Source organism: Succinimonas amylolytica DSM 2873, from assembly GCF_000378405.1.
Lineage (GTDB): Bacteria > Pseudomonadota > Gammaproteobacteria > Enterobacterales > Succinivibrionaceae > Succinimonas > Succinimonas amylolytica.
Genome location: NZ_KB899637.1, coordinates 683,122 through 690,369 on the forward strand (window position 1 = coordinate 683,122; position 7,248 = coordinate 690,369).

Sequence of the window (7,248 nt, forward strand, 5' to 3'; positions counted from 1 at the left end):
AAAATATCCATGTTCGTAACCTTGCTGTTTAGCTATTGCAGTTATGAACGGGGAGATTGCGGAAACCGGTCAAAGTTTTGGGCAATCTCCTTCTTAAAACTGTTCCATTTTTTCTTCACTGCTTTCTATTTTCTCCAATATTCTTCGTTAAAACTCAAACATGCTTCTGATTTACTGGATCCTGAGGACCTCCGCCTGTGGTGATAAGGGGGGATCAGGAATTTAAAGAACAGACTGTCAAGATTGTATGGAAAGAGGTGTCACAAAATTTCAGCGGAGATGGTCACGTAGGAGCGTAATTTTCACCATGGTTACGATGGGCAATCACAGACGAACAGAAGAAAAGTTGTTCGATATGGCCAGTTTTAAAGAAGCCTGGCAGAACGCATGTATCCATACAAAATGGGACAAAGGGAATCCACCGGCAGTTTATATTTTCTCTGACAGAATAGAAATTATCTCTACTGGAGGATTACCAGTAGACTTAAATAAAGATGAGTTCTATAAAGGAATAAGTAAACCTGTAAATTCAAAACTCCAAAAGATATTCGGACAATTGGGATATGTAGAACAGACAGGTCATGGTATTCCTCTTATCATCAGCAATTACGGAAAACAGGCTTTTGATATTATGGAAAATTTTGTTAATGTTACTATTCCGTTTAATTATATTAAGCCGGATTCCGTCAGTAATGAGACAGAGAATACAGTAAGCATTAATGAGATTGAGCAACGTATCGTCGATTATATTCGCCATAATTCCAGTATCACGATAAAAGAATTAGTCAGTGCAAGTGGATACTCTGATGGATATATAAGAAAAATACTTACTTCGTTAAAAGAAAAGAAGATTATTGAACGTCAGGGCGGTAATAGATACGGAAAATGGATAGTTGTAAAACGATGAGATCCTCGAAATAACCCAGACTTGCCCGATAAAATTATAAACTTATTCCATAGCCGAAAACATAAAAGATAGTGGCCTCACTGAAGCCACTATCTCTCACATCCTATGGAGATGTCGTCAAGGCATTTTACACATAATTGCCTTCGAGCGTATTAAAAATAGCCGAGTAGTCTGCCTCCGGATTTTGACTACTTTTCGTGTACACAAAAGGCAGTATTTTGGATCTTTTGTCATTTCTGTTAATATTGCGAAAGAAACTGTATCCGCAGCATTTTATTTTACAGAGTGTCGGACCTCTAAGTATGTATGCGTCTACTCATTAACCCCAGTTTTGTATCAGCATTTATAAATGCCAAAAAAAGAACAGGGTTTACAGGCAAGTCCACCTCCGTCTTTGATCGTATCACTTTTCAAATTTCGTTACCGTGGATGGCCTCCAAGTTTCTCCTTTCACCACCAGGCCACATCTCAAATGCATGGGCAGGCTCTAAGGCCTTATAGGTTTCAAGAGCGAAAATTTATGTACCGGACCATGAACTTACAACGGTCTAGTACTTTCTTTCATGTGGTATGTCAGGGATAAAACGGCCATACCCTGGGTGATTTGTATCAGCATTTTATAAATGCCAAAAAAAGAACAGGGTTTACAGGCAAGTCCACCTCCGTCTTTGATCGTATCACTTTTCAAATTTCGTTACCGTGGATGGCCTCCAAGTTTCTCCTTTCACCACCAGGCCACATCTCAAATGCATGGGCAGGCTCTAAGGCCTTATAGGTTTCAAGAGCGAAAATTTATGTACCGGACCATGAACTTACAACGGTCTAGTACTTTCTTTCATGTGGTATGTCAGGGATAAAACGGCCATACCCTGGGTGATTTGTATCAGCATTTTATAAATGCCAAAAAAAGAACAGGGTTTACAGGCAAGTCCACCTCCGTCTTTGGATCGTATCACTTTTCAAATTTCGTTGCCGTGGATGGCCTCCAAGTTTCTCCTTTAGCCCCCAAAAAGTATGTACCTCATTTCAAATGCGCAGTCAGGCTCTAAGGCCTTACAGTGTTTCAAGATGCAAATTTATGTACCAAACTTTGAATTCACGACGGTCTAGACCTTTCTTTCATGGGGTATGTCAGGGATAAAACGGTCATACCCTGGGTGATTCTGTTCTGATTTTGCAAGCTTCAAATCCTTTTTGAACTGAGAGGTGAATTTTACATTGTATTTCATGATTCCAGTGCCGCCTTGAGATCTTCCATACTGGAATATTTAGGGGAAGAAGGAGCATTAAGCAGTCTTTTTCCTTCTTTGATGGCTGCAACAGTGGTTTCATTAGGCACATCAAGGAGTAAATCAAAAGGTATACCGTGCTTTCTGATGGCAGCCCGCAAAAACAAATTTATGGCGGTTGTCATGTTTAAGCCGAGTTCAGCAAAGATCTGTTCAGCCTGTTCTTTTACATCCTTATCGGTTCTGATATTCAGGTTTGTGGCACTCATGATAGCCTCCTTGGTTACTTCTTAAAGTTATAGTTAAAATTCGTTAATTTGCAATATATTGTCATTACCAGATCATTATTTTATTATGTTTATGGCAGATCTGATCTTCCAATTGAATTCATCGTTTTGGAGTTTCAGAAGGAACGACAGCACCATCAGGCTTTCTGCGACACCTATACTCTGGCGTATTTCACTGAGCCAAATTGCCACGCTCCACTGAGTTCAACTACTGGTTTTTAGGAGGAATACTAGGAGGAGTTATACAAAAGCTGTATGCCAGAAAGCGATTGTACCGGCGAGATTGAGAAGTTTAAGAGAATGATGAATCGAAGATAAATATCGATGACATAAAATGCATATTGGTTTAATACTTTGCTGATAAGCGTCAGATAAATATTGAATAATCCGCGTATAGTCGTTAAATTAGATGGCAGAAAGTAAGGTTTTGACATCAGCACTTTTTAGTTCAATTGCATATCACGGATCAAAATTCTGTGCTGTGCTAAAAAATGGTGATGTCATGAATTTCGGGGAGGTTAAAGTCATGGGTGATATTATAAATCCTGTTGAAGGTAATTCTTTTGTTGATTTGGTTGAAGCAAAAGATAACAGGATATTTGTTGATAAAACCGATTTTATCGACAAAACAAATGCACTCCTTAATACTGATGGAAAATTACTATCTCTGACGCGTCCCCGCAGATTCGGAAAAACCGTCACTGCCGATATGCTTTTGGCTTATTATTCCAAAGGATATGACGGACATAAGATTTTCGATGGTCTAAAAATAACGAATAATGACTATAAAGCCAGTTATGAAACGCATCTCAACAAATACGATGTTATTTATATCGATATGAACTCCATCAGAGATGACTACATCGCTTATACCGAAGATGAAGATCTGCAGGTAAAAGGAGTTACCACGATTGTCGATTATCTACAGTACTCAGTAATCGAAGAACTTAAAGAAATTAAAAACTATGCTGAATTACTCAATAAGAACAGAAAAGTAGGTAAAAAAAATCTGTCATCAGCATTAAAGGTAATTTGTAACCACTCCAAAGAACAATTTATTCTTATTATGGATGAGTGGGATTTGATTTACCGTGATTATCGCAATAATACCCAGTTGCAGGAATCCTTTATTGATTTTTTGAGGGGGTTGCTAAAAGGTAAAAAAGGTCAAGCCAGCTTTGCCCTTGCTTACCTTACCGGTATTCTGCCAATCAAAAAGTACAACTCTCAATCTGCGCTCAATGGCTTTGATGAATATAACATGCTTTCTCCGGGAGATTATGCGCCATACTTTGGTTTTACCGAAGATGAGATTGCCAAAATTGTAGAATCACCTAACTGTAAAGTGTCACATCAGGATTTAAAGGAGTGGTATGAGGGTTATAAAATCAAAGGTGTGGATATTTACAACCCTAATTCCGTGTGCAAAGCTGTCAACAGAAACGAATGTATCAGTTACTGGAGCGGAACTTCGTCAAATGAAGAGTTTGTACGCCTCATCAATACTGATTTTCAAGGCATAAAGGAAGATATCATCAATTTGATCGAAGGTGATGAAGTTACTTTCAGCTGTGCCAATTTCCAGAATGATATGGTAAACATAAAGGATAAGAATGATGTGTTCAGTCTTCTGATCTGTCTCGGTTACCTCGGCTGCTCAGAAACGAAAAACAAATATCGTAAAGTAGCTTATGTTCCGAATGCCGAAATCAAGGCAGTACTGATGGATATTGTCAGAGAGCAGAACTGGTACGAGCGAATGGAAACCATCAAACGTTCAGAAAATCTGCTCAAAGCTATCAAAGAACTTGACGAAGCAACCGTAGCTTCAATTATTCAGGAAATCCACAATTCCTCAGCCGTAGCTCTTCTCGATCCCAATGATGAAGAATCTCTAACATACTGCGTGATGACCGGACTTTTGTGGGCAACTCTTGATGATTACAGCTATCATCGGGAAGATCAGGCAGGTAAGGGCCGTGTTGATTTAGTGTATGAGCCAATAACAAGAAGACAACCGCTAATTCTTATTGAGTTTAAATATGACGGTTCTGCTGAAGAAGCCATTGCCCAGATTAAAACTCAGGAATATTTCAAACGTTATGCCGGGCAATATCGGAATATCATTATTGTCGGAATCAATTACAGCACCAAGACCAAGGAACATCAGTGTCTGATTGAAAAACTAGATTAAACACTCCAATCAAAGCTAGTACTTACATTCAAAGGATCTCTAACGGGGTCCTTTTTTCGTTTTTACGAGAGGGGGAAGCGGACAATATCCAGGCGGTATTTACCGGAATCGCGGATGGCTGGGTTATTTTCTCGGAGGCTGTGACGGACTGCTGTATGCCCTGATTGCCTTTACCTGTCTTCCGCAGTCAAAATGCAAAAAACTACAATGGTACCTAAAACAAAGTGGTTTTATCAGACCTTATATCTGGGAAACTTACTTACCTTTACCTGCAGAAAGCTCGCCTACGTAAAACCCCGCATTGGCATGAACCAGTTGTGTTACCTATGAAGGTATTGGTGCGACCAAGAAATGGGAACGTATTGAAAGCTGCGGACCAAAGTTTGTAGAAAACATCGTGCAGGCCATCGCCAGGGACATCCTGTGCTACGCCATGCAGACGCTACGGCACTGCAGCATCGTGATGCATATTCACGATGAGCTGGTTATTGAAGCCAATCCGCGAATGAGCCTCGATGCTGTATGTGAGCAGATGAGACGTACGCCACCATGGGCTGACGGGCTAATTCTTGATGCGGCAGGTTACGTCACCGAGTTCTATAAGAAAGATTAACAATCACTTAATCGAGATCTTAGTCGGTAACTTGGTCGGTCACTACCGATCAAGTTGTCTTTGACTCGATTGCCATGATCGAACATTTTATTTCAGCTTTCTTTCAACAACGACACATTCCTTTTTACAGAAGCATATGCCATAAGTAAGAACAGCTTTGATGTCGTTGCGTTTAATGTACGGATCGGCATATTTCTTTTGAATTATCTGCTCAACGGCATCCTGAGCAATAAGCACTTTATCTTCGTTTTCATCTGAAGTCTGCTTAAGTTCCATAATTACGATAACGCCTCTGTTCTTTAGAGACTTGATTATCAAATCGATATAGCCGTTTCCTGACTCAAAATTGGATTTCTGCTCTGCAATGAGAGACGTGCCATTGACCAGTAGTCCGTTCATGAAACCGTGGTAATAGTTTTCCTTCGGAGCATTGACTGAAAAATCTCTGATTGAAACGTATTTGCCAAGGAGCGTGTTAAGGTTGTCCTGAACCTTTTCGGCATCACCTTCAAACAAACCTTTTATCAGTTCACCGGTACTGGCTCTCATGACGGAATTGGTCTTAAAAAACGCAAGAATTTTATCTCTGAAGCAGTCTCTTATTTCTTCATTAGGAATGTACAGGCTGTATTCATTCTTTATTGATGAACGGTATGCCGGATCAAAGGTAAGATACCCGGTATAAAGCAGCAGAGTCCAGAAGTCATTTATGTCATGGTTCTGCAAATCACCGTAGCACAGCGCCGCTCTTACTTCTGCGGTTATTGATTTACCGTCCAGAAGGTTCTGCATCAGATCAACGTCTTCAGGCTCGATAAAGCCCATGAATTCATCGATAACATCGTTACCGCTGGTATTTATCCAATAGTTGCCAGCCTGAATCTGGTTTTTGTTTTCACTCAGCTTTTCATAATTATCATTGCAGAAGGACATTACATCCCATGGGCAGTACATGTGAGCTGTTCCGAAATGGTATCCGTCGTAATTATTTTTTACTTCATCATAATAGTCAGTGAAACCGTAATATGACAAAACTTCATGAGTCTCTTCTTTGGTAAAACCGATTCCCTGGGATATGTCTTTTTTCCCGGAATCAAGAATCGAGCAGACCATGAGATTATTAAGCCCTGTAAAAATACTTTCCTTTGCCGCCCTTAAACATCCGGTAAGCACTGCTCTGTCCAGATACGTATTTGTTTTTAAGGTGTCGTTATAAAAAGGACTGATAAGATCTATCATTTCATCGTAGTAGCCATGATAAGCCGCCTTGGCAATAGGTACATCATATTCATCAATCAGAATTATCGGTTTTATCTTATGATGTGCTTCGAGAAGACAGGAAAGCGTCTGAAGGGATCCTGTCAGATAAGATTTATTGGTTCTGTCTGTAAGCTTTTCATAATTACTCAGACAGGCATACTGTTCCTTCTGCTTATCGGATAATTCCTTACTGGTGGCCAGATATTCAAACTGCAGTGCCAGTCTGTATATCAGAGTAGCAAACTGATTATACGCATCATTAAAATTCTGATGAACGATGGTTTTAAAAGACATAAAGATTACCGGAAACTTCCCCATGTACTTGCTGCAGAATTCCTTATCCTCAAAAATTTTGGTGCCCTTGAACCATTTTTCCTGAAGTGACACATCACCGGGATTTTCGATATTCAGAGACAGAAAGTCGTAGAAGGTGGACATGGTGAGAGTTTTACCGAAACGTCTCGGTCTGGTGATAAGCATTACGTCCGCTTTGTTCTCCTTAAACACGGTTCTGATAAAAGGAGTCTTATCAACGTAATAGCAGTCATTTTCAATGAGCTTATGAAATAATTCAGCTCCAATACCTATAGACTTCAACATTCTGCTCCACCTTTGAATCTGACAGTCACCTCAAAAAGGCCTTTCCCCGGTCCGCTATTGAAGCGCAGAAAGGCTCTATCACTGTCATTATCCCATAACCTGGTTAATCGTCAACCGCCAACATCTTACTTTTTGATAAGAATATAAGCATAAAGTAT

At 39.9% G+C, this 7,248-nt stretch carries 7 protein-coding genes; 4 read left to right on the forward strand and 3 right to left on the reverse strand.

What is annotated here, in order from left to right:
* Both F557_RS23010 and F557_RS19900 read left to right on the forward strand, forming a co-directional pair.
* Positions 1-204: hypothetical protein (locus F557_RS23010; protein ID WP_211209539.1), on the forward strand; the 204-nt coding region annotated here is incomplete at its 5' end.
* A 151-nt stretch (positions 205-355) separates the two neighbouring features.
* Positions 356-907, forward strand: coding sequence for an ATP-binding protein (locus F557_RS19900; protein ID WP_169335199.1), 552 nt, complete (start codon positions 356-358; stop codon positions 905-907).
* A gap of 1,106 nt (positions 908-2,013) precedes the next feature.
* Here the strand turns inward: F557_RS19900 and F557_RS23310 are convergent.
* Both F557_RS23310 and F557_RS0112665 read right to left on the reverse strand, forming a co-directional pair.
* Positions 2,014-2,136: a type II toxin-antitoxin system RelE/ParE family toxin gene (locus F557_RS23310; RefSeq protein WP_019002593.1), complete on the reverse strand. Its 123-nt coding sequence runs from the start codon at positions 2,134-2,136 to the stop codon at positions 2,014-2,016.
* Complete coding sequence (locus F557_RS0112665; RefSeq protein WP_019002594.1) at positions 2,133-2,405, reverse strand: type II toxin-antitoxin system RelB/DinJ family antitoxin; 273 nt, start codon at positions 2,403-2,405, stop codon at positions 2,133-2,135. The genes F557_RS23310 and F557_RS0112665 overlap by 4 nt, the downstream gene beginning before the upstream one ends.
* Before the next feature lie 544 nt (positions 2,406-2,949).
* Here F557_RS0112665 and F557_RS0112670 point away from each other — a divergent pair.
* On the forward strand, positions 2,950-4,617 hold the full coding sequence (locus F557_RS0112670; RefSeq protein WP_026297908.1) for an AAA family ATPase: 1,668 nt from the start codon (positions 2,950-2,952) through the stop codon (positions 4,615-4,617).
* A gap of 397 nt (positions 4,618-5,014) precedes the next feature.
* Positions 5,015-5,230 carry a DNA polymerase I gene (locus tag F557_RS23315; RefSeq protein WP_245539409.1) on the forward strand — a complete coding sequence of 72 codons (216 nt, stop codon included), beginning with the start codon at positions 5,015-5,017 and terminating at the stop codon, positions 5,228-5,230.
* 87 nt (positions 5,231-5,317) lie between these two features.
* On the opposite strand, the gene F557_RS0112680 is transcribed toward F557_RS23315, so the two are convergent.
* A complete protein-coding gene (locus F557_RS0112680) occupies positions 5,318-7,090 on the reverse strand; it encodes an AAA family ATPase (RefSeq protein WP_019002597.1) in 1,773 nt (590 codons plus the stop codon).
* Between the last annotated feature and the right edge of the window lie 158 nt (positions 7,091-7,248).

Bases quoted from the DNA above. Each gene is read 5' to 3' on its own strand.
- F557_RS19900 (WP_169335199.1), top strand. From the start codon at position 356: ATGGCCAGTTTTAAAGAAGCCTGGCAGAACGCATGTATCCATACAAAA.
- F557_RS23310 (WP_019002593.1), bottom strand. From the start codon at position 2,136: ATGAAATACAATGTAAAATTCACCTCTCAGTTCAAAAAGGATTTGAAG.
- F557_RS0112665 (WP_019002594.1), bottom strand. From the start codon at position 2,405: ATGAGTGCCACAAACCTGAATATCAGAACCGATAAGGATGTAAAAGAA.
- F557_RS0112670 (WP_026297908.1), top strand. From the start codon at position 2,950: ATGGGTGATATTATAAATCCTGTTGAAGGTAATTCTTTTGTTGATTTG.
- F557_RS0112680 (WP_019002597.1), bottom strand. From the start codon at position 7,090: ATGTTGAAGTCTATAGGTATTGGAGCTGAATTATTTCATAAGCTCATT.